Raw genomic sequence first — 22,225 nt, 5'->3', positions numbered from 1 at the left:
TTTAAATAAAAGATGAGGATTTTATGGAACCTACCTGGTGGAATTTGATACCGACCTACTTTGACGGAATCGCATTTACAATACCGCTCCTCAATTTTCAGGTTCACTGGTACGGCGTGATGTATATTTTCGCATTCTTCACCGCCTACTTAACCATGTGGAAAATCAACTCGAAGGAAAACCTCGGATACACCAAGGAACAGTTCGACAACCTGTTCATGTGGGCAATCGCGGGAATCCTCATCGGGGCGCGCCTCGGCTACGTTTTCTTCTACAAGCCAGGCTACTACCTCGCCAACCCGACCGAAATACTCATCCCGATGACTCACGACGCCCTCGGTTGGCATTTTACGGGAATTGCAGGCATGAGCTACCACGGGGGACTCATTGTCGGCTTGATCTTTGTTGTCATTGGTATGAAACGTAACAAGATGGATGTGTGGAAAACCCTGAACCTTTGCTTTTTGGCGGCCCCCCTCGCCTACACCTGGGGCCGTTACGGCAACTTCATCAATGGTGAACTTTTCGGTGAAGTTACCACCAGCGGCATCGGCATGTATTTCCCGCTTGCACACGACAGTCCTGTCACGAACCCGATTCTGCACCACCCGAGCCAGCTCTACGAGATGCTTTTCGAAGGAGTCATCCTGTTTGCGGTTCTCTACAACCTGAGACGCATTCCGCTGCTCAAGGACAAGATGCCCTGCCTCTACCTGATGGGCTACGGCCTGTTCCGGTTCTTCATCGAGTTTTTCCGCAGGCCCGATGCGCACCTCGGACGCGTCGACCTGTTCGGCATGAGTCGAGGGCAGACTCTCTGCAGCCTGATGATTATTACTGGGTTTGTGTGGTTGATTGTCTTGATTTATAGGCAAAAGAAGCTCACACAAAAAGCCAATTAAAAAGCGCGACTTCCGCCTTATTGTGTTTTACATTTTTTGTAATGCACTTTTGCGTTTTGGAAAGAAAATGTAAAAGATTTGGCGTTTTCGGGCAAATTTCGCGAAAAATTTTCTCTTTTTATACCTTACCAGCGTATTTTGATTATGCTAATTTTTGGTTCCGATGAAAAGGAATATTGAACATCGGATTTTTCTTACCCCCGTTTTTAATCGTCTTTATCGTTTGGCAAAAGCTTCTGGCTTTTGCCTTTATTTTTTACTGTCTTTGTCATTCTGGAGCCTCGCAGAGGCGATAGAATCCATAGCATTTCACCCTACCGCCCTTACAGGGCTCCGGGGAGACAATTCAACGAAGCAATTTCATTACACAGCGAGCAATATATGACTGACAAGTTCAACTGGAAAGCGAAACGCGAGAAGAAAGCGTTCTTGGCACTGGCGGATGGCGCCGTGTTCCACGGGTATGCCTTTGGTAGTGCAACCGATACCGTCGGCGAAGCGGTGTTCAACACCGGCATGGCGGGCTACAAGCAGATTTTGACGGACCCCTCATACGCGGGACAGTTCGTGGTGTTCACCACGGCAGAAGTCGGCGCTTACGCCGCAAACCTCGAGAAGTCCGAATCCCGCGACGTGTTCCTGAACGGGATTGTCGTGAACTCGTTGGACGACGTGAGCAAGGAAATTGGCGAAGAAAGCCTGCATGACTACATGCTCGCCCACAAGAAGCCTGGCATCGCGGGAGTCGATACGCGCGCACTCACGCTCCACCTACGTGAACACGGAGCACAGAAAGCCTACCTGCACGTAGATGGCACCGACATGAACGAAGCCGACGCGATTAAACGCGCCCAGGAATGGGAGGGCCTCGACGGCCAGGATTACGCCAGCAAGGTCAGCGACCCGAAGGGTTACGAGTTCAGCACCGAAGGCGACCTGAACGTTGTCGCGCTTGATTTCGGAATCAAGACGAACATCTTGAGAAATCTCGCCGCGCAGAACATGAAGGTGACGGTGCTTCCGATCAACGCCACCTACGAACAAATTATGGCGAAGAATCCGGACGGCGCTTTCCTCTCGAACGGCCCTGCCGACCCGAACAGTCTCCCGCAAGTCGCTGCAGTCGTCAAGCAACTCCTGGGCAAGGTCCCGCTGATGGGCATCTGCCTCGGTAACCAGCTTTTGGGTCTTGCTCTCGGCGCGAAAGTTTCCAAACTCAAGTTCGGCCATCACGGCTGCAACCATCCGGTGAAAAACTTGAAGACCGGCGCCGTGGAAATCACGAGCCAGAACCACAACTACGCCATCGAAGAATCGACCCTCCCCGCGAACGTGGAAGTCACGCACATCAACCTGAACGACAATACCGTCGAGGGCATCCGTCACAAGGAACTTCCCGCATTCAGCGTGCAATACCACCCGGAATCCGCTCCGGGTCCGAACGATTCCTACTACCTGTTCGGCGAATTCAGACAAATGATTCTTGACTTCAAGGGAGCAAAATAATGACGAAGGCCGCTCCCAAAAAACAGACCAAGTACATCTTTATTACCGGCGGCGTGGTCAGCTCCCTCGGTAAGGGAATCACCTCCGCATCGCTGGCGCTGCTTCTCAAGAGCCGCGGCTACAAGGTGTTCATGCAAAAGCTCGACCCGTATCTGAACGTGGACCCGGGTACCATGAGCCCTTACCAGCACGGCGAAGTTTTCGTGACCGACGACGGCTACGAAACCGACCTAGATTTGGGCCACTACGAACGTTTCGCAGGCGTGCAGTGCTCCAAGGCTTCGAGCTACACTTCGGGTCGCATCTATTCCTCCGTGCTTTCCAAGGAACGCGCGGGCAAGTACCTCGGCGGCACCGTGCAGGTCATCCCGCACATCACCAACGAAATCAAGGACGCCTTCCGCTCTGCAGCCGAAAGCGGTGCCGACATCGTGCTCTGCGAAATCGGCGGAGTCGCTGGCGACATCGAATCGCTCCCCTTCTTGGAAGCAGCAAGACAGTTCCGCTTCGAAGTCGGCGTGGAAAACACCTGCTTTGTCCACCTAGTTTTGGTGCCTTACCTCAAGGCCGCAGGCGAACTCAAGACAAAACCTTCGCAGCACTCGGTTGCCGAACTCCGCAACATCGGTATTTTCCCGGACATTCTCGTATGCCGTACCGAAATGACGATTCCGCAGGATCACCTCAACAAGCTCGCGCTCTTCTGCAATGTGAAGCCCGAATGCGTGATTGAAGAAAAGGACGTGACGGATTCTGTATACGCCGTGCCCCGCGAACTTTCGAAGCAAGAACTCGACCTCCGCGTGCTTGAACAGCTCCACTTGAGCGTACACCCCATCATCCACTCCGAATGGGACAAGCTCGTAAAGAAGGCCACCCAGCCCAAGTACGAATGCACCATCGCGCTCGTGGGCAAGTATATCGCCATCCGTGATGCCTACAAGTCCGTACACGAAGCCCTGCAACACGCCGGCATGGAACACAATGCCAAGGTGAAGGTGGAATGTATCGAGGCCGAAGAACTCGAAAGGAATCCGAACTTGATCAAGAACGCAGACGGCATACTGATTCCGGGAGGCTTCGGTAGCCGCGGCGTGAACGGCAAATGCGTGGCCATTCGCTATGCCCGCGAGCACAAGATTCCGCTGCTCGGCATCTGCCTCGGCATGCAATGCTGCGTGATTGAATTTGCACGCAACGTTCTCGGCTGGAAAGACGCCAACTCCACGGAATTCGACGAAAAGACGGCCCACCCGGTTATTGACCTGATGGACGAACAGAAGAACGTCACCGAAAAGGGCGGCACCATGCGCCTCGGCGCTTACCCATGCAAGCTCATGAAGGATTCCAACGCGGCAAAGCTCTACAAGAGCGAAAAAATCAGCGAACGCCATCGTCACCGCTACGAATTCAACTACAACAGCGAATTCCGCGTCGCCTTGGAAAAGGCGGGCCTGAAAATCGCCGGCACATCGCCCGACGGCAAGCTCGTAGAAATGGTGGAAATCAAGAACCACCCCTACTTTGAAGCCTGCCAGTTCCACCCGGAATTCAAGAGCAGGCCCACTGCACCGCACCCGCTGTTCAGCGGGCTTGTAAAGGCGGCATTAAATAAAAAAAATGTTTCGTTCAAAAAAATGAACGAAACGGCACACGCTTCGCATGTGCAAGAACAGAAGAATAGCAAAACAAAAACTGCAACCGCAAAAGCCGCGCAGAAGAATGTGAATGGAGGCAAGAAGAATGCCTAAACGTACAGACATCAAGAAGATTATGCTCATTGGCTCCGGCCCGATTGTGATTGGCCAGGGCTGCGAATTTGACTACTCCGGCGTGCAGGCCTGTAAGGTGCTCCGCCGCGAAGGTTACGAAGTGGTGCTGGTAAACTCTAACCCGGCCACCATCATGACCGACCCCGAAATGGCCGACCGCACCTACATTGAACCGCTAAGCGTCGATATTCTGCACGAAATCATCCGCCGCGAACGTCCGGACGCATTGCTCCCCACACTCGGTGGCCAGACGGCACTCAACCTCGCCATGGAACTGAACGAACGCGGCATTTTGGACCGCTACCAGGTGGAACTCATCGGTGCAAAGGCAGAATCCATCCAGCGCGCCGAAGACCGTCACCTGTTCAAGGAAGCCATGCTCAAGATCGGTCTGGACCTTCCGCGTTCCGGTTCCGCACACTCCATGTCTGAGGCGACCGCCATCGCCCACACTATCGGAAGCTGGCCGCTGATCATCCGTCCAGGCTTTACCCTCGGCGGCACTGGTGGCGGTATCGCCCACGATCCCGAAGAATTCGAGACCATCGTGAATCGCGGTCTTGACGCCTCGCTCAACAATGAAGTCCTTATCGAAGAATCGCTGCTTGGTTGGAAAGAATTCGAAATGGAAGTCATGCGCGACAAGAAGGGCAACGCCGTTATCGTCTGCTCCATCGAAAACCTGGACCCCATGGGCGTGCACACCGGCGACTCCATTACGGTCGCCCCAATCCAGAGCCTTGATGACCGCGCTTACCAGGCCATGCGTGACGACTCCCTGAAGGTCATGGAAGCCATCGGCGTCGAAACCGGCGGATCCAACGTTCAGTGGGCTATCGAACCCAAGACCGGTCGTCGCATCATTATCGAAATGAACCCGCGCGTAAGCCGTTCTTCCGCACTTGCCTCCAAGGCGACGGGCTTCCCCATCGCAAAGATTGCAGCACTGCTCGCCGTGGGCTACACCCTCGACGAACTCCGCAACGACATTACGCAAACGACCCCGAGCTGCTTTGAACCGGCGCTTGACTACGTTGTGGTGAAGGTTCCGCGCTTCACGTTCGAAAAGTTCCCGAAGGCCGATTCCACGCTCGGCACCCAGATGAAATCTGTGGGCGAAGCGATGGCCATCGGTACGAACTTCAAGCAGGCCATGCAGAAGGCGCTGCGCTCGCTCGAAACAGGTTACGGTGGATTCGGTTCTTGCGCCAAGTGCGAAAAGTTCAAGGAATACGACGACGAAACGCTCACCAAGGAAGTCGCCCGTCCGAGCGCCGAACGCATCTTCGTGCTGTACGAAGCGCTGCGCCGCAAGTGGGGCGTCGAGAAGCTGTACGACATCACTCGAATCGACCGTTACTTCCTGCGCCACCTCGAAGAACTCGCCCTCTACGAAGACGAAATCCTTTCCGCAGGCTCGTTGGAAGCGCTCGCCAAAGACGTACCGCTTTTCCGCCAGGCCAAGGAACTCGGCTACAGCGATATCCAGATTGGTTACCTGTTCCACAAGACTCCCGAAGAAGTCATGGCGGTGCGCAAGCAGATTGGCCTTGTTCCGAGCTACTACTCCGTCGATACCTGCGCCGGCGAATTCGAAGCCATCACGCCGTATTATTACAGCTGCTGGGCCGAAAATTCCGAACCCGTCCGCGAAATTCCGGGTCACGGTCACAAGAAACGCATCATGGTGCTCGGCGGCGGTCCGAACAGAATCGGCCAGGGTATCGAATTTGACTACTGCTGCTGCCACGCCGCCTTTACGCTGCGTCGCGAAGGCTACGAAGTCATCATGGTGAACTCGAACCCCGAAACGGTTTCCACCGACTACGACACCTCCGACAAGCTCTACTTTGAACCGCTCACGCTCGAAGACGTGATGGGCATTTACGAACGCGAAAACTGCGCGGGCGTGATTGTGCAATTCGGTGGTCAGACTCCGCTGAACCTCGCCATGCGTCTCAAAAAGGCCGGCGCAAACGTCGTAGGTACAAGCCCCGAAGACATTGACCTCGCCGAAGACCGCGACTTCTTCAAGCAGCTGGTTGACAAGGTCGGCATCAAGCAGGCCGAAAGCGGCATCGCTCACAATGTGGAAGAAGCCCTCGCTATCGTCGAGAAAATCGGCTACCCCGTTCTGGTGCGTCCGAGCTTCGTTCTCGGTGGCCGCGGCATGGTGATTGTCTATAAGGAAAAATACCTCCGCAAGTTCGTGGAAGAAGCCGCCGCCATTGGTGAAGGCAAGCCGATTCTTATCGACCGCTTCTTGGAAGACGCCACCGAACTCGATGTAGATTGCATCAGCGACGGCAAGCACACCGTGGTAGGCGCCATCATGGAACACGTGGAACCCGCAGGCATCCACTCCGGCGACTCCGCAAGCGTCATCCCGCCCATGACTCTCTCCAAGGAAATCCAGGACAAGGTCCGCGCCTACGCCAAGGAATTCGCGAAGGAACTCCACGTTTGCGGCCTCATGAACATGCAGCTCGCCGTGAAGGACGGCGAACTCTACATGATCGAAGTGAACCCGCGTGCATCACGCACCGTGCCGTTCGTTTCCAAGTCCATCGGCGTCCCGCTTGCAAGCTACGCCAGCCGCTGCATGCTCGGCGAGACCCTCGAACAGATCGGCTTCACCGAAGAAGTCCACGTGCCTTACGTGAGCGTCAAGGAAGCCGTGTTCCCGTTCGTCAAGTTCCCGGGTGTCGATATCACGCTTTCTCCGGAAATGAAGTCCACCGGCGAAGTCATGAGCATCGATCGCGACCGCGGCCTTGCCTACCTCAAGAGCCAGCTCGCTGCAGGCAACAAAGTGCCGAGCGAAGGCAACATTTTCGTCTCGCTCAAAGACGAAGACAAGCAGAAGGCCGTCCCGCTCATTCGCCAGCTCGTGAACCTCGGATACGAACTGTACGCCACCCGCGGCACCTCTACGATGCTCTACAACGAAGGCATCAAGACCCGCGCCGTGTTCCGCATCTCCCGTGGCCGCCCGAACCTGCTGGACCTCATTCACGACAAGGAAGTGCAATGGATCGTGAACACCACCGAAAACGGTGCCGAAGCCATGGTGGACGAAATCCAGATGCGCTCCAAGGCCGTTGTCTCGGGCATTCCTATCACGACGACCATCGCCGCCCTCACCTCTACCGTGGAAGGCCTCATGGACAAGCACGACTTCGGCCGCTTCGAAGTCTGCAGCTTGCAGGAATATCACAGACATGTGAAGAAGTAAGGTTTCCCTTCAAAACTTTAAACGCAGACTCATCCGAGCCTGCGTTTTTTCATTTTACCGGAAAACCTATATCTTGAACAAGGCTATTTCTTCTTGGGTAAGATTGCTGATGTCCTTGCCGTTCCTGTCGGCGTACCGAGCCAGTTCCAGCAAGTTGAACTTGCAGGGAGGCGTGTTTCTGTACGGGTCGGGAACCGCCGAAAACGGAATCCGCACATCGGACAGAATGTCATCAGCCTTTTCAGTTCCATTCATAAGTATCGACCTCCAGGAGTTTTTGTGATGTGGCCTTATCAAACCAAAAAAAGATGGAAGGCGGCACATAAACCTATTTAGTTCTTGACGCATCGAACGTTTAGACTTATATTCTTACTTTCCGACGTCTTTTTTACGCCATCTTTTTCATAATTAAAATTCACATAATATGCATAATCCGTATCTTCTGCAGTTGATGTCCATAAATAAGCATAATAGCCCACATAATAGTAACGACCATCATTACTCTTGGCACCCACAGGAAACACAGAAAAGCCCATTGCATCAATTCCATTTTTCACCTTCTTAGATTTTTGCCATTCCTGTGACGACTTCAACATATATCCAGCAATCTGTTCACCACCTACAGCACTAAATAGTTTTTCATACTCAGACATATCAGGTAAATGCCACCCTGCCGGGCATGCCCTAACAGCGGCTTCCCATGTATACAAACGACCATGTTTATTACAATTGGTAGAAACATCTCCATAACACCAACTACTATCCATTTTAAAATTCAGATTTTCCCCCATCCAAGTTTGATCAGCAATTTTTATAGTTTTATAAATTTTGCCATCACGATTATCCCTCATTGTAGATTCAATAGATACAACCGAATCAATATAAACATCGTCACACATAGATTTGAAATCAGGAACTAACTTTTCACATGCTGCACTTTTTTCAGCATGTTCTGCATCAAACTTTACATTCACCAAGCAATCATAATGTAATTTTTTTATAAAATGATGCCAATACTCTTGCCCAACTTTTTCTTTTTTATGTTCCTTTTCTATGCTACCATAAATTTCCCATGCAGAAAATTGAGGACACCCTTTTATATTTCTTTGACTTATTAAGCCGAATGATTTATTCACCTTTTCAACATTTTTAAAATCAGGTGTATCCCCAACATTCAGCCCTATTTCCCAAGCCGTTCCAATTGTTTCTTTTTCCAAAAAATAGGCATTCTGCAGTTTTAGATATGTTGTCAGCACTTCGTTAGCATATTTTGAAGCGCCATCATTTTGGTTGTTGACAAAATAATATACACCCCCAACAACAAGCCCAATTGCCAATAGAATAAAGACTAGCGCAGCGCTAAACGACTTGTTATTTTTTTCAGAAAAAACATCCCCAGAAAAATTCCCTTTTACATTTTTTTGAGCAGGAACATTTTCTTTCAGATCAACATTTTCTTTTACGGCAGACTTACACTCTAAACTTTTCTCTTTCGGCGGTTCCTTTTCAATGGTTTCTAGATTAATTTCGTTTTTCCCATTATGTTCAGAAGGCTTGCCGCATACGGAACAAAACTTTGCGCTATTTTTTAAAGGACTTCCACATATTAAACAAATATTAGCGTCCATCCAAAAAGTGGCAGGTATTTCTTTACCGCATTTAGAACAAAATTTAGCCTTCAGATTTAAAATACATCCGCATTGTGGGCAAAATTTTGGTACAGGGGCTCCGCATTTCTTACAAAATTTAGCATCCGAAACTAGTTCGGCCCCACACTTTACACATTTAACATTATTAATCGATTTTCCACACGAACGACAGAACTTCGATGAAGCATCAACCACATGTAGGCAATATGGGCAAACAGGCATAACGAGCTCCTATATGAAATAAATGACAAAAGGAATACTGGCCGCAATTGTAGCTAATCCCGCAATCAAATTAGCCGGAACATCTTTTTCATTTTCTGGTGAAGTTATACACATAATTATTCCGCCAACGAAAAGAACCATAGAAACGACAAATCCACTTCCCAAACTAATTTCAACAATAGTTTCTTTAGCCCTGTTAATCAATATAACAGCCATCGACACTAAATCAACAAGACAAACCGCGCCAAAAACTGCTCCACTTCTTCCACTAGAGAAACTACATGCAAAAGCCATAATTGTGCTACTGATTAAGACGGTCCCCAAAAAAACAATAATACGGAGTCCCTCAACATTTTCACTCACATTTCTTCCAAAACTACTTATTTTACTAGACAAATTAAATAAATCATATGTTGTAAATTCAGCAACAGAAATTCCATTACATGACACTATAAATAAAGGCAAGAGAAAAACAAGAAAAGTCAATCCAAATGGGATTCCTCTTATAAACTGCATCACCATCTTCCCCATACTTGGAGAATTTTCTGTATACTCGGATATAGACGTTCCTACATTCAAGGCGATATTTTCGCTTAAACAAGCGCCACACTTATCGCAGAACTTCGATCCATCATCCAATTTATTTCCACAGTTATGACAAAACATAATAATTTACCTCTCTTTTTATAGTCTGATAGAAAGTCCATCACCGTCTTTAGCAGATCCACACAATATTATAATCATTTCTATAAAAACCTAAATAGCAAAGGGTATTTCCAATAGAGAACTCATTCCAACCGTCGGAACAAAAAGCACCCAAATGAGGATTTGTAAAATCAGTTGCGCAAGGCCAGTCACGGAATGTCCGATATAAAAATTATGGAAACCAAGTCCTCCAAAGAAAAGTGCAAGAAGAAATGCAGCAACTTTACTTTTGGGAGAGACCTCAACGCCACCAATATTAAGGCCCATATTAGGAACGGCAATATTAATTTGCGTAACAGACGCTTGCGAATCGGGCACAGCAATTGGCTCCGACTTAGTTATAGGCACAGGCACGCTATTCGGCACCATAGACATACCGCAATTATCGCAAAATTTTGCTTCATTCGGTAAATTTCTCCCACATTGAGAACAGAACATACGTCCACCCTTTGTTCTTTTCATTGTTTATTTATAATAAAACACCACATTTTTACGAGTTTCTAATTTTTTATGCAACGAACATAATCTTCACAAACATCCTGACAACAAAAATCTGTCACAAAAAACCCGCTAGAATCAGCGGAAAAGCAATAATGTGAATCAAATTCTAAGCCTCTTCTATTGAAATATGTAAGTCCAATTACAGCATATCTACCACTTAAACCTAATTGATTTAATTTTGCACTAGAGGTATTCCAAACATAATAGTCACATTCGTTCCCAATTTCGTCTTCATATCCAAAATTTTCGCACGTCTTTTTCATATTCCCAAATGTGAAAAGTTTATTCCAATCCTCAACAGAAGGAATTTTCCAACCTTTAGGGCAAACATTCTCTTTTCCTGTTTCCCAAAAACGATACACTCTTCCTTCTGTCTCACACTTACCCATTTCATTCTCCAAACAAGAACTTTCCTTTATTTTATAATTCAAATTCTCCGCCATCCATATCTGATCGCCAATTTCTACAATCTTATAAGATTGACCGTCTCGTGCATCCTTTATCACACCATTTGAGAAATCCGGTTTATTTTGTTGAGCATTACAACAAGCCGCATTAAAAGACTGGCAAATAAGAACAAAAATGAAGAAACCATTTTTTTTCATCAAAGCCCTCCTATTTCTTTCTTCTTATCTTTTCCCGTAAATCAGACAATGGTTTATTAATGTATTGCATAAACAATCTATGATTATACCCATCTATATTGAGAATCCTCAGATACTTACCAATCTCTTCTGATTCCTCAACATCTAATTTTTTTTCTTCTACACATTTGTACTCGACATAAAACTTATCAATAAATTCATTATTTATTTTTTTCTTCAGTTCTTCAGAACTATCCCCATTCCACAAGATTCCCCCAAGACTTCTACGTAGCGTAGAATTATTAACGCTTCCTCTAATATGTTTTCTCAACCTATCCTTTAAATCTTTAGCCTGACCAACATAAATACAATACATTTCTTTGCAATCAAATACCTTTTTTTCGAGTTCTTTGTTGATATCAACGAATTCAGAAGCACCTAATTTTCTTAGAATTGCATTCACTTCCTTTTCTGACGACCACCACTTATATATACCACTAGACATATTTCCTTCAATCTCTAGTTCACCCTTCTCACGAAGGTTTTTCGCCGATATACTTTTCCAGCACACAAAGACCTCTCTTTTCTGCCAAAGGCAGTCTGCGAGCAGCGGTCTTATTCGGAATGCCGTTCTAAGCCCATACTTTTTGAAAACAAAAAAGGTATGGTGTCGCTCGGCTTTTACAACGAAGGCTCTGGTAAACCCGCAATCTAAAGCACAACAGCAATTATCTGCCGTCAAAGGCAGAACAATGCTGCGGGCTAACGCCCAACGACCCACACCCGATCGGTGTGAGCGTTCGTCTTCTTCCCAGATTGCGGGGCTTTCGCCCATTCAAAGTTTACCAGACTTTTCGTTGTGGGAACAAGAGTACTACTCTAATTCATTATGTCAGTAGAAATATAACTTATAATTACGCCATTGTATCAAAATAGACACATTTTTTCATAGAAACCAGCATAATTTAGCATTAAGCCGCCCCAAGTTTGCGTTTTCGTACAGAAAAAATGTATATTCTCCGCGATAAGGCATCAAGGAGCCCCTATGACAACGACAAAAAGCATTGATTCTTACAGATTGACGGACTTGGAAGAGCCGACCGATGAAATGCTTGCCCAAATTATGAGGGAAGCCGCCGAGGACGCTCGCAAAGCCAATGCCGACGCCACCAAACGTTTTTTCGATGAAATTGAAAAGGCAGCCGCGACCATCCGTTAATTGCAAGTCCTGGCGTGAAGAATCTTTGAAGAACCATAAAAGTCTTATTTTTGAGTCAGTTTTTTCTTCTGATGAAAAAGTCGACTTTGTTTGCCGTGCAAAACAGCAAGGTTATTTCATCCGTTTGTTTTTTGTCGCGACCTCACACCCATCTATCAATGCCGCTAGAATTGCAAAGCGAGTGATACAGGGCGGTCATGACGTCCCGATTTCCAAGATTATTTCTAGATACCAGAAGTCCATTTTCAACTGCAAGAAGATAATTCCATCGGTGGATCGTCTTTATGTTTATGACAATTCGGTTGAAGACCAGGACGCTTCGCTTTTGTTCAGAATGTCGGATGGAGAACTGGTTAAAAGCTACACAGACAACATTCCTCAATGGGCGATGACGATACTCAAGTAGCGGAGTACATTCGAACATCAAGCATCTAAAAAAGTCGTCCCTTGCAGGGCGACCTTTTACTTATCTCAACACCACACGCTTCGTTTTGGCATTGCCACGTTTGACCATGTACACGCCGCGGCTTAAGCCTGCGTTTGTCATGGCGTTGCGGAGATCGCCGATATGTCCGGCTTGGAATTCACCGATGAACACGCCGAGCGGGCTAAATACTTTATATGTACTTTGAAGGCTTTGGGGCGCAGCATGCGTCCCGAAGGCAATTGCATCGGTAGAGTCTGAAGGCGGTTCAACCTTTGGCTCCTGCCACAGAACGAATTCGATGGTCGTTGCACTGCGGGCCGGAACGCTGAAACTGCACTTTGTACCATCAACCTTGACTTCGCTTCCTTCCTTGAGGTTACTATTGTCGTCGGTGACGTAGGGTTTAAAACTTCCAATTTTTGTGTTTCCGAAATCAAAGTCCGCCTTGAATTCCTCGTTCTTGGAATTGAGAATGACGACTGCGATTTTCGTCTTGAGGGAGTCGCGGTAGGCGGTGACCTTTACATCTCTTTCGGGATTCTTGGTAGCATCGATTCTCCAGGAGCCGGGTCGCGCGAAGCGGCTGAAGTTCCCCATGACCCAGAGTCGCTTGGTAGGCTCCACATTGTCGGGGTTGCCTTGTCCTTGCGGCCAGAGGGCTCCGTTGCCGCAACTGGCTTCGCTGCAGGAATAAATCCACCAGAAATGCCAGGCGTTCATGTTCGCAATAGTCAGGGCGTCATGGATTACGCCTGCAACGCGGAGAGCACTTCCCATGCCCACGTCTTCCTTGTTACTTCCAAGATCATAGACTTCGGTTTCCCAGAATTCCTTGCCGGCTTCGTGAATTTCGGGGTAAGCCGCCGGGTCTCCGCCGTATTCGTGTGTCCCAAAAATATCGGTGTATTTCAGGGCGGCGGGATTGTTGAAGAAGGCTTTTTTGTAATTGGGAAATCCGTACCAGTTGATGGCTTCGGTGCCAATGATTTTGATGCCCGTGGTATCGAGGGTGGGGCCAAGGTAGTCGCCGACCCAACGTGCCAATTCATCGGGTTCGTAGTGATTGTCGCCGGTGCCGTCGGGCTCGTTTTGCGACGAAATTGCATATAGATTAACGCCAGCCTTCCGCATGTCTTGCGTAAACTTCAAGATGGTGTTGGCCCAGTCCTGAGCGTGATTGAAATCCAGGTGCTTTTTGTCACCGTCGTAATTTATGGTGTATCTAGATGTCCACGGGGCTGCCCAGACCTTGACGCCGTATTCACTCGCCTTTTTGGCAATACTCGTTTCGGAGGTGGTGCCGTCCGGAGCAATACGGATGCGGTGCAGCGTAAGCCCGGCGCCACTGGTGGAATCCCAAAGGAATGCGGCATTCTTGTCGGTGATGGAACCGGCCCATGCCGAGGCAGCCCCAAAGCCGCTGATGCGCTGGTATTCCTTGCCGATATCTACGTTAATCGTTGCCGCACTGGCGAGGGTGCCCAAAAACGCGACAAAACCTGCAAAAAAGGGAAATCCCTTAATTGAAAACGACATAAAGCCTCCCATACGAACTTTACTTACTATAAAATAAGTTGAAAAATTCGCTTAATATAAGGCTTTATTCGAATTCGTTTTGATAAATTGACAACAGAATGATGTATTTATCCGCTAGAACTTCTCGAAGAACTCCCACGTAGCTTGCGGCACCCAGGACTGCTGCTGGCCGGGGTCCTTGTGGTCCCAGATGTGGCCGCCGCTCTGCGTGCACCAGCGAACGGGGAATCTTTCCTCAACGGTCGTGTAGTCGTAGCACTTGTGCGGAGCGTTGCGCTGGGCTTCTTCGGCGCGTTCGTTCTTCGCCTTGCCGCCTTCGGAATTAAGCGTCAAGATGATGTCGCGCGCGTTCCGGCCCATTTCAGGGGTGCACATGCCGTCATCGAGGCCGAGCACACCCATCCAGCCGATTCCCATTTTCTTGCGCTGCGGAAGCCAGATGTTGCGTTCCGCGGTTTCGTAAACGGCCACTGCGCGGAGCACGTCCTGGTGGTTCCACGAAAGGCCATTGCTGAACATGGCGCCGTAGCTGAATCCTATAGAGAATACGCGGCTTGAATCAATGCAGAAGTTGCCTTCGAGATATGCGAGGAGTTCGTCAAACAGGAGGTAATCATCCTGCCCCCAGGGCAGCTGATTGCCATTGCCTTCGGGCGCAACGAAAATTGCGGTTTCGTTCTTGTCAATCCATTTGAGGCCATGATAGCCTTCATCTTGCACGATACTTCCGGCTCCGCCCATGCACTGCATTCCGAAAATGAGTTTGTACGGTTTGTTCTTGTCGTAACTTTTCGGCATGTCAATACGTACGGTACGCACGCCCTTGCTCCATCTGAAATCAATGTAGGGCTTGTCGCCACGATACTTGTAATCAAGTTTCGTGTCCTTGCCACAACCACGAGTAGGGACCGGGTCGTTCTTGAGGCCCCATCCGTATTCGTACTGCGGTTGCGACGGAGCGGTTTTCTTGAGCGTAAGTGCAAGATTCGTGTCAAGATTGTCGAGCTTTACATTGAGGGTGTCGAAACCGTCGGCAACAACACGCAGGTCGTCCGAATCGCCCACCTTGAGAAGCGCCTTTGCTCCGGACTTCGCACCGAATGCCGCATTGAAACTCCCATCGGCAACAAACTGGAACGTTTGCATTGCACTACCTACGCGGACGCGCGCGAAATACTTGCCCTGCGCTTTCACGGAAGACTTCATGTCAACCGTCCCCGAGCCGTAGAGAGTTTCATTCAAAAGACGGTTCCCAAACATGTCGAAAATCTGCACCTGTACCGGAGAATTTTGCCCCTGCGAAAACGATAGGATGCCGTTGTTCACGGAGAGAAATCCGACCGAGGCCTCGTTCGCCAGAGCCAACGGTTCTTCGTCCTGGTGAATCGTGAATGCGCCCGAGGCATCCGTTTTCGCATTGAGGCCTTTTTGAACAAGCAAGACATCTGCGCCTCGGACAGCCTTGCCGCCATCGTCGCTCACCTTGCCTGTCAGGGTAAACGCATTCGCCGTCATTGCAGACAACGCCATAATAACGCCAACGGACACACCGGTCCATAGAGCATGATTCATAAAACCACTCCTTTTTGATTTTCTATTCCAGAAAATACTTTTCAAGAAGCGGTTTAGTTCTTATGTAAACTTTTTTGCGTTGACAACGCTGTCCACAAAGGATTTTTCCTTCAATATCCATTCACCACGGCACTGTAGTCCGAAATACGCTTCTGCATCCACGCTTCCAAATCTCTTGCTGCCGCAGCGGAATTTTTCCCCGTATTGTTCCTGCTTTCGGGCCAGGGCCATCGTTCGGCATCGTTCGCCATAGCCACAGCATTTTCTGTAAGGTACACGTTCAGGCGCTCCGAAACTAGCGCAGAAATTTTCGGTGCAAGTTCCGCCCAGCGCGCCTTGTATTCCGTAAGGAATTGCGCGTTAGAGAAAAGGTTCGTGAAAAATCCAGATGCTCCCGAACCGTCCCAGGCATTGGCACCAAAGCCGCCAAACCCGCCTCGGCCTCCGGATGTTCCCGTAGCGCACATTCCCCAGTCATTCTTCTTGTCGGCCGTGCAGTTGAACGGGCTTCCGCTCGGGTTCGTACTCCCGAGAATCCACGATTGACTGCCAAAGTATTCCTTCGTCTCTTCGTTCCAGCTGTAACCGAAACCGCCATCAAAATCCCACACGGGTCCAAACACATACTTGCCTTCCGCAGAAGCCCTGTGCAGGTACATGCTACGCGGGGCTTCGAGTTCCACATTACGCGTGATTTCTTGCAGAATCAAGAAGTCCATGAACGAGCGCACGTCAAGCAAAGCCTTCACCGCATCGTAATCGGCAGAGGCAATCGCATCTTCGAGTCTCTTGAAATCGGACCGTATCTGTTCCAGGCTACCTTCCGCAAGCGTCTTCGGGTATTTTACGGCAACAGGCAATTTGTATGTAGCGCTCCAGAAGTTGTCGTTCGCATCGGGAGAAAGTTCCGGTCCGTCATCTTGGTCAAGACTCAGGAGTACACCGTCCGCACCAACATTCACGCGGCTTTCCGCCTGTTCAACCTGTTCCGTCAACTGGTACAGTCCCTTGTAGTCGCCGTTGATTTCCACTTCCACAAATCGGTTTGCATTCACAAAGTTGAAACTGCCCATCTCCCGCGCGATATCGAAAGCAAGCGCGTTCATCAGGTTCGTCGGGTCGCGAAAATTTGCCAACAGCACCCAATCCTTATTCGCGGCAAGCCCGAGCATTTCGGTCTTTTCCTGAAACTTGATGCGGTAAGGTTTCTTGTCGTACCAGAGTCGCGTAGAATTCCCGCGTTGCTTTATTTTTGCGGCGCTCACCGGAACGTCGGCATATATCCCGTTCCCCGCGACCTCAATGGTACACCCGATGTACGCCGGTTTCTCCAGGCTGTCCGTCCGCGAAAGCACCGAAGCATCGTCCACAAGAATGCGGATGTATGGCACGCCGTTGTTTGGCACGGGATTCACAGAAGAACTGCTACTCGAAACGCCAACCGCCGGCATTTCCGCAAAAGAATACTCGGGTTCTTCTGCAGGCTCTTCTCCCATGCTTGTAGAAGAAGCGAAATAAACGGGTTCAAAGGCGGTCGCGTCACTCGATCCGGCACTTTCGACACTAACGCCAGCATCAACGCCAACGGGATCTTCACTACACGCAACAAGCACGCCCGCAAAAATAACCGGAGCAAGCCTCCGGACCAAACAATCCATACATAAACCTCACGGAACGCCAACCCCGCACCTGCATAATTAGATAAAAATGGCAAAAAATGCACGTTTTTGCGCCTGCATGCTTAAATTTTTCGTTTAGGAAGTGTGTAAACAACTCCGCAAGACATTCATGCCTATTGTAAAATTGTCAATGATAAGTTAATTCTAGGGCGTTCCGCGGGGCTTTTCGCGATATATCTTTATCTCTGGTGTAAAACATGTTTGGAGATTAAGATGAAAAATATCTTATTCGTTTCTTCCGTATTGGCCTTGGCTTGTACGGGTTTCGCTCAGAAAATTGTAATCACGACGAACTATACGGCGGACCCGGCGCCCTATGTCCATGGGGATACGGTTTACCTGTACACGACCCACGACGAGGACAATGCCGACGGGTTCATGATGTACGACTGGCTGTTGCACACTTCCACGGACATGGTCAACTGGACCAGCCACGGTGCCGTAGCGAGCTTGGATGACATCAAGTGGAGCACAAAAACCAACGGAGCCTGGGCAGAACAGGTCATCGAGCGGGACGGCAAGTGGTTCATGTACGTCCCCATTCACGGCAACGGCATTTCCGTCTTGGTGGCGGACAACCCTTATGGCCCCTTCAAGGAACCTTTGAACAAGGCCCTGGTCTGGCAGCGCGAGCACTGGAACGATATCGACCCTACCGTCTGGATTGACGACGACGGACAGGCCTACATGTACTGGGGCAACCCCGACTTGTACATGATCAAGTTGAATAAGGATATGATTAGTACTCAGGGTTCTATCGTCACCTACCCCAAGATCAAGGATTACCAGGAAGGCCCCTGGGTCTATAAGCACGGCAACAATTACTACATGACTTTCGCATCCACCTGCTGTGCGGAAGGTATCGGGTATGCCATGAGCGACAAGATTACGGGCCCCTGGACCTACAAGGGCGACATTATGCCGCATTCTTCGCGCAGTAACGGAAACCACCCGGGTATCATCGATTTCAAGGGGAAATCCTACGTTTTCGGCCTGAATTACGAACTTTGGCGTTACAAGTCCGAGAAGATGGGCCAGAAATTCCAACACAAGGAGCGTCGTTCTGTCGGCCTTTCCGAAATGAAGTACAACGCCGACGGCACTATTCAAAAAATTGACTATTGGCCGGATAATGGCGTGGCCCAGCTGGAAGATTTTGACCCGTACAAGCGCGTGGAAGCGGAAACCATGTCGTGGGGCGAAGACGTGAGGGTCCGTAAGAGCGGTACCGCCGGCAATACGGTCATCACCAATCTTTCCGAAGGGAAATACACCAGGATTAGCGGCGTGGAATTCGGCGACGCGGGCGCGGAAAGCTTCTCGGCGTCGGTGCTGAGCGTCAAGAAGGCGTCGAGCATCACCGTCCGCCTGGACAAGGTGGATGGCGAAATCGTCGGCAAGGCGGAATTTAGCGCTGACGGCCTGGTGACGGTGCCGCTCTCCGGTGCGGTCGGCAAGCACGACGTGTTCTTCGTGTTCGCGGGCGATTTCGAGGCGGACTACTGGGAATTCGAGGACAGCAAGACTTCCATTCCGCAGGGCCCGTTCTGCAAGGCGAAACTCAGCGACCCCGAGGCGAAATGCGATGCGCCGGTCGTGGGCGCGAAGGTCGAGGGCACGGCCAACTTCATCGACTTCGAGAACTACGACGTGGGCGGTGCCGGCAAGGCCTACTACGATATGGATACCAAGAACCAGGGCGGCGAATACCGCGAAGACCGCGTGGACATTGTGAAGAACGGCGACGGATTTGCCGTGGGCTACACGCAGAAGGGCGAATGGCTTGAATACACCGTGAACGTGCAGGCGGGCGGCAAGCTCCCCTTCGAACTGAGCTACGCAAGCGGCATGGACAACACGGGCGTGCGCCTGTTCATGGACGACGAGCCGATTACCGACACGCTCGCGCTCGCGGGCACCGGGGATTTCGACTCCTACGGCACCTTCAAGGGAACGACCATCAAGGAACTCACCACGGGCGAGCACGTGCTCAAGGTGATGGTGACAAGTGACTACGTGAACCTCGACTGGATTGCCTTTGGTGAAAGCGAAGGCAGCGCTGAGGACATCAGGAACGGGACCACGGGCATCGTGCCGAAAATCGCCGCGGGTGCATTCGCGAAAGTCGCGGGCAGCTACAAGGTATTCGACCTGATGGGCTCCGAGCTCGGGAACATCCGCCTGAACGCCGGAGCATCGCTGATGGACATCAAGGCCAGACTCAAGACCGCCGGTTACCAGGGCGGAGCCTACATCGTCCGCAACTCCTCCGGACAAACCCTGCGAATTAATTTTGGAAAATAACGCCTTCCCCTTTAAAGTGAAATCCTCCCCTGCGGAGGATTTTTTTGTATATTATCCTAGACAGGCACTGGTAGCGGATTTCCGTCTACAAGCCACGTTCGACTAGAAAAGCCGACTTTTGTTATATCCCCAGAGGACTCTGGGAGTTTTATATATCAAAAGCCGGCTTTTTTTGTTTGTTAATGTTCAACCCTATTGACGGATAATCAAAAATTGATTATATTCTACTATGTACAATGTAACCATAACCAAAAAGGCGGATCGTTCGGCGAAAACAATGCCTAGAGCAGTGCAGAACAAGCTGAAGGCTCTACTGCAGTCGCTAAAGGTCTCTGGACCTATACAACCACTTTTCTGGCATTACTCAAAACTTGGCGATAACAGGTATCATTGTCACATCGCCCTGAATTGGGTTGCTTGCTGGACATGCGAAAATGGGTCGATAAATATTGAGGTATACTATGTTGGCAGTCGTGAAAAAGCCCCGTATTGAAATTCGTGCGAAGCATATCCCTGCTCCGCTTGTCAGGTTCTTGAAGGATACCTACAAGCCCGAAAATGTGGCGGTCTGCAAAAACGAGGATTCGATTCCCTTCGAGGAGTCCGATTGGTTCAAGAATCTGGATTCTACTCCCGGTGAAATGATTGTCGCGAACCGCGATTTGCGCAACTGGTCGCAGGTCACCCTTGCCGCGAAACTCGGAATTCAGGTCCAGAACCTCTGCGCCATGGAAAACGGCCGCAGGGCGGTATCCCGCAAAATGGCGGTAAAGCTCGGCGAAATCTTTGGAACGGATCCCGCAGCCTTCTTTGATTTTAGTAAGTGAAGGGGATGCCTCCCCTATGATGGATTTTTGCTAGGAATTCATCAATCCTTTGATGAATTCTTCTGCATCGGCTACAGGTGCTCCGTTTTTGATTTCGGAGATGGCTTTGGAGAGTTCGGCGTAAACATCGTCCAGGGGCGTGATGCGGCCGTTGCGCATGTCGTCTAAGCCCTTTTGCATCTTGGTGTAAAAGACTTCATCCGATTCCTCGAGTGCTGACATGCATTCCTGCTTATCGTTTGACATGAAAACTCCATAGACAGTTGTCTGCGAGTAAATATAATTCAATTGCTATGCCAGATTATGACAAAATCGGGCGTTTTCAGTGTGTTTGGTCACGGGGTGGTCAAGGAAACGGGTGCCCTTCCTGGACAAAAGACAATTCGGACACCCCAGACGGAAGATCACCTATGTTATTATTAAGGGCCGATACCAAGTCTTCTATCTTTACTGATTCAACAGCCGATTCAAAAGAAGATAGATAGCTACTATAGATACCCTCAATCTTCGTTTTAATAGTATCACCGGCGTTCGAAATCAGCTCCGAAGCGGAGTCCAGTTTAGAATCGAGGCCGAGGCTCGATAAATCCAAGTCGGAAATCGAACTGATGCTGTTGTCGACAACCGTAGAAATGCTTTCTATCTGGTTTCCAAATTCCTCCAGATTGACATCCGCATCCATCATCAGGCGCGGTTCAAGCGATTCGATTTTGTAGTTGTTACGAGTGTTTTTCTTCTTGTTGACCTTTTTGGACATACGAACCCCAATGGGCTGTTCAAGACAGCCCTGTTTATTTGTTAAAATTGTTTGCTTAATTAATGGTTACTCAGCCATCACACAGCGAATTGACATTCCATGCGTTTTGTAAACGCTCTGTGATGCATTTCCTGTAGAAGATTTGCTTTGAGAACCACTCAGTGCCGCAGGTTTATCTAAAGATCCCTCTTCCGGATAAAACCAATAAGTTGTTTCGTTTAAATTTCTAAACTTATAACCCCAATTGTATCCAGCCCCAATCAAGCTGTATCCGCTATAGTTGTGCCCGCCAAATCCCATGGCACGAACGCCTTTCACGCCAGCATCGTTTCCGTCGGCATGTACAACGATGTAGAAATCGTCGTAAGTCAGCAAACGCCAGCCTTCCGGGCAGATTCCCCGGTGGTTCGGCTTGATCTGGTCAGCGCAACTCTTGGCGTTACATTCGCTCGGCAGTTGCATAGCCTCCGCCCACTGGTAAAGGCCACCGTATTGATAACAGTTGAGCGTGTCATTATCGTAGCAATATTTCTCAATTTTAGTTTCGTCGGTTTGGTCTTCTGCGCCTTGGACCATTATTCCTACATTCAGATTCTCCGCCATCACGGTTACAGAATCTCTTTCACCGTTCTTATTCTCTCCTCTAATAGTCAAATATTTATACACTCGATGATCTCTCGGATCCTCTAATTCGCTATACGAATGATTCGCGCTCGTGTAATCTTTTCTCAAGAAGCTGCTAGAGGATTTCGCAGAACTACTCGAAGCAATGCTGCTACTTGATTTCACCGAGCTGCTACTCGACAGATCCTCGACCGGAGCCGAGGA

The 22,225-nt window shown here is 49.5% G+C and carries 20 protein-coding genes; 8 read left to right on the top strand and 12 right to left on the bottom strand.

Annotated elements, in window-relative coordinates; genetic code table 11:
- Positions 1–23 precede the first annotated feature (23 nt).
- From lgt to carB, 4 genes are all read left to right on the top strand, one after another.
- A complete protein-coding gene (gene lgt / locus B4B27_RS11345) occupies positions 24–902 on the top strand; it encodes a prolipoprotein diacylglyceryl transferase (protein WP_290726582.1) in 879 nt (292 codons plus the stop codon).
- Between the two features lie 381 nt (positions 903–1,283).
- Positions 1,284–2,408: a glutamine-hydrolyzing carbamoyl-phosphate synthase small subunit gene (carA, locus tag B4B27_RS11340; protein WP_290726580.1), complete on the top strand. Its 1,125-nt coding sequence runs from the start codon at positions 1,284–1,286 to the stop codon at positions 2,406–2,408.
- Positions 2,408–4,159: a CTP synthase gene (locus B4B27_RS11335; protein ID WP_414654316.1), complete on the top strand. Its 1,752-nt coding sequence runs from the start codon at positions 2,408–2,410 to the stop codon at positions 4,157–4,159. Before carA ends, B4B27_RS11335 begins: the two co-directional genes overlap by 1 nt.
- Positions 4,152–7,415: a carbamoyl-phosphate synthase large subunit gene (gene carB, locus B4B27_RS11330; protein WP_290726577.1), complete on the top strand. Its 3,264-nt coding sequence runs from the start codon at positions 4,152–4,154 to the stop codon at positions 7,413–7,415. Before B4B27_RS11335 ends, carB begins: the two co-directional genes overlap by 8 nt.
- A 66-nt stretch (positions 7,416–7,481) precedes the next feature.
- On the opposite strand, the gene B4B27_RS11325 is transcribed toward carB, so the two are convergent.
- The 6 genes from B4B27_RS11325 to B4B27_RS11300 all read right to left on the bottom strand — a co-directional run bounded on the left by B4B27_RS11325 (position 7,482) and on the right by B4B27_RS11300 (position 11,911).
- Positions 7,482–7,670, bottom strand: coding sequence for a hypothetical protein (locus tag B4B27_RS11325; protein WP_290726575.1), 189 nt, complete (start codon positions 7,668–7,670; stop codon positions 7,482–7,484).
- A 77-nt stretch (positions 7,671–7,747) separates the two neighbouring features.
- The gene (locus B4B27_RS11320; RefSeq protein WP_290726573.1) at positions 7,748–9,286 is read right to left on the bottom strand and encodes an FISUMP domain-containing protein; all 1,539 of its coding nucleotides are present in this window, start codon (positions 9,284–9,286) and stop codon (positions 7,748–7,750) included.
- A gap of 9 nt (positions 9,287–9,295) precedes the next feature.
- Complete coding sequence (locus B4B27_RS11315; protein ID WP_290726571.1) at positions 9,296–9,952, bottom strand: zinc-ribbon domain-containing protein; 657 nt, start codon at positions 9,950–9,952, stop codon at positions 9,296–9,298.
- 90 nt (positions 9,953–10,042) lie between these two features.
- Positions 10,043–10,453: a TM2 domain-containing protein gene (locus tag B4B27_RS11310; RefSeq protein ID WP_290726568.1), complete on the bottom strand. Its 411-nt coding sequence runs from the start codon at positions 10,451–10,453 to the stop codon at positions 10,043–10,045.
- A 38-nt stretch (positions 10,454–10,491) separates the two neighbouring features.
- Entirely contained in the window at positions 10,492–11,097 is a 606-nt protein-coding gene (locus B4B27_RS11305; RefSeq protein ID WP_290726566.1) for an FISUMP domain-containing protein, read from the bottom strand.
- A 10-nt stretch (positions 11,098–11,107) separates the two neighbouring features.
- Positions 11,108–11,911: a GIY-YIG nuclease family protein gene (locus B4B27_RS11300; protein ID WP_290726564.1), complete on the bottom strand. Its 804-nt coding sequence runs from the start codon at positions 11,909–11,911 to the stop codon at positions 11,108–11,110.
- A gap of 210 nt (positions 11,912–12,121) precedes the next feature.
- On the opposite strand from B4B27_RS11300, the gene B4B27_RS11295 reads away from it, so the two are divergent.
- Positions 12,122–12,295: a hypothetical protein gene (locus tag B4B27_RS11295; protein ID WP_173357848.1), complete on the top strand. Its 174-nt coding sequence runs from the start codon at positions 12,122–12,124 to the stop codon at positions 12,293–12,295.
- Between the two features lie 25 nt (positions 12,296–12,320).
- Positions 12,321–12,701, top strand: a complete 381-nt coding sequence (locus tag B4B27_RS11290) for a zeta toxin family protein (protein WP_290726559.1) — start codon at positions 12,321–12,323, stop codon at positions 12,699–12,701.
- A gap of 60 nt (positions 12,702–12,761) precedes the next feature.
- Here the strand turns inward: B4B27_RS11290 and B4B27_RS11285 are convergent, their stop codons facing one another.
- The 3 genes from B4B27_RS11285 to B4B27_RS11275 form a co-directional block, all read right to left on the bottom strand.
- A complete protein-coding gene (locus B4B27_RS11285) occupies positions 12,762–14,258 on the bottom strand; it encodes a glycoside hydrolase family 30 beta sandwich domain-containing protein (protein ID WP_290726557.1) in 1,497 nt (498 codons plus the stop codon).
- Between the two features lie 114 nt (positions 14,259–14,372).
- Entirely contained in the window at positions 14,373–15,830 is a 1,458-nt protein-coding gene (locus B4B27_RS11280) for an esterase (protein ID WP_290726555.1), read from the bottom strand.
- Positions 15,831–15,940: 110 nt separating this feature from the next.
- Positions 15,941–17,488 carry a CotH kinase family protein gene (locus B4B27_RS11275; protein WP_290726553.1) on the bottom strand — a complete coding sequence of 516 codons (1,548 nt, stop codon included), beginning with the start codon at positions 17,486–17,488 and terminating at the stop codon, positions 15,941–15,943.
- Between the two features lie 234 nt (positions 17,489–17,722).
- On the opposite strand from B4B27_RS11275, the gene B4B27_RS11270 reads away from it, so the two are divergent.
- Both B4B27_RS11270 and B4B27_RS11265 read left to right on the top strand, forming a co-directional pair.
- Positions 17,723–19,813, top strand: a complete 2,091-nt coding sequence (locus tag B4B27_RS11270) for a family 43 glycosylhydrolase (protein ID WP_290726551.1) — start codon at positions 17,723–17,725, stop codon at positions 19,811–19,813.
- Between the two features lie 461 nt (positions 19,814–20,274).
- Positions 20,275–20,640 carry a helix-turn-helix domain-containing protein gene (locus tag B4B27_RS11265; protein WP_290726549.1) on the top strand — a complete coding sequence of 122 codons (366 nt, stop codon included), beginning with the start codon at positions 20,275–20,277 and terminating at the stop codon, positions 20,638–20,640.
- A 30-nt stretch (positions 20,641–20,670) separates the two neighbouring features.
- Here the strand turns inward: B4B27_RS11265 and B4B27_RS11260 are convergent, their stop codons facing one another.
- The 3 genes from B4B27_RS11260 to B4B27_RS11250 all read right to left on the bottom strand — a co-directional run.
- Positions 20,671–20,886, bottom strand: coding sequence for a hypothetical protein (locus B4B27_RS11260; RefSeq protein ID WP_290726547.1), 216 nt, complete (start codon positions 20,884–20,886; stop codon positions 20,671–20,673).
- Between the two features lie 100 nt (positions 20,887–20,986).
- The gene (locus B4B27_RS11255) at positions 20,987–21,397 is read right to left on the bottom strand and encodes an LEPR-XLL domain-containing protein (protein ID WP_290726546.1); all 411 of its coding nucleotides are present in this window, start codon (positions 21,395–21,397) and stop codon (positions 20,987–20,989) included.
- Between the two features lie 66 nt (positions 21,398–21,463).
- A partial coding sequence (locus tag B4B27_RS11250) for an FISUMP domain-containing protein (protein ID WP_290726544.1) occupies positions 21,464–22,225 on the bottom strand: 762 nt, incomplete at its 5' end.

It is taken from the genome of Fibrobacter sp. UBA2449, assembly GCF_002342555.1.
In the GTDB taxonomy this organism is placed as follows: Bacteria; Fibrobacterota; Fibrobacteria; order Fibrobacterales; family Fibrobacteraceae; genus Fibrobacter.
The sequence above is the reverse complement of the archived record's forward strand: the minus strand, read 5'-3'. Positions and strand labels throughout refer to the sequence as shown.

Coding starts and splice junctions, on each gene's coding strand:
- lgt (WP_290726582.1), top strand. CDS start 24: ATGGAACCTACCTGGTGGAATTTGATACCGACCTACTTTGACGGAATC.
- carA (WP_290726580.1), top strand. CDS start 1,284: ATGACTGACAAGTTCAACTGGAAAGCGAAACGCGAGAAGAAAGCGTTC.
- B4B27_RS11335 (WP_414654316.1), top strand. CDS start 2,408: ATGACGAAGGCCGCTCCCAAAAAACAGACCAAGTACATCTTTATTACC.
- carB (WP_290726577.1), top strand. CDS start 4,152: ATGCCTAAACGTACAGACATCAAGAAGATTATGCTCATTGGCTCCGGC.
- B4B27_RS11325 (WP_290726575.1), bottom strand. CDS start 7,670: ATGAATGGAACTGAAAAGGCTGATGACATTCTGTCCGATGTGCGGATT.
- B4B27_RS11320 (WP_290726573.1), bottom strand. CDS start 9,286: ATGCCTGTTTGCCCATATTGCCTACATGTGGTTGATGCTTCATCGAAG.
- B4B27_RS11315 (WP_290726571.1), bottom strand. CDS start 9,952: ATGTTTTGTCATAACTGTGGAAATAAATTGGATGATGGATCGAAGTTC.
- B4B27_RS11310 (WP_290726568.1), bottom strand. CDS start 10,453: ATGAAAAGAACAAAGGGTGGACGTATGTTCTGTTCTCAATGTGGGAGA.
- B4B27_RS11305 (WP_290726566.1), bottom strand. CDS start 11,097: ATGAAAAAAAATGGTTTCTTCATTTTTGTTCTTATTTGCCAGTCTTTT.
- B4B27_RS11300 (WP_290726564.1), bottom strand. CDS start 11,911: ATGGGCGAAAGCCCCGCAATCTGGGAAGAAGACGAACGCTCACACCGA.
- B4B27_RS11295 (WP_173357848.1), top strand. CDS start 12,122: ATGACAACGACAAAAAGCATTGATTCTTACAGATTGACGGACTTGGAA.
- B4B27_RS11285 (WP_290726557.1), bottom strand. CDS start 14,258: ATGTCGTTTTCAATTAAGGGATTTCCCTTTTTTGCAGGTTTTGTCGCG.
- B4B27_RS11280 (WP_290726555.1), bottom strand. CDS start 15,830: ATGAATCATGCTCTATGGACCGGTGTGTCCGTTGGCGTTATTATGGCG.
- B4B27_RS11275 (WP_290726553.1), bottom strand. CDS start 17,488: ATGGATTGTTTGGTCCGGAGGCTTGCTCCGGTTATTTTTGCGGGCGTG.
- B4B27_RS11270 (WP_290726551.1), top strand. CDS start 17,723: ATGAAAAATATCTTATTCGTTTCTTCCGTATTGGCCTTGGCTTGTACG.
- B4B27_RS11265 (WP_290726549.1), top strand. CDS start 20,275: ATGTTGGCAGTCGTGAAAAAGCCCCGTATTGAAATTCGTGCGAAGCAT.
- B4B27_RS11260 (WP_290726547.1), bottom strand. CDS start 20,886: ATGTCAAACGATAAGCAGGAATGCATGTCAGCACTCGAGGAATCGGAT.
- B4B27_RS11255 (WP_290726546.1), bottom strand. CDS start 21,397: ATGTCCAAAAAGGTCAACAAGAAGAAAAACACTCGTAACAACTACAAA.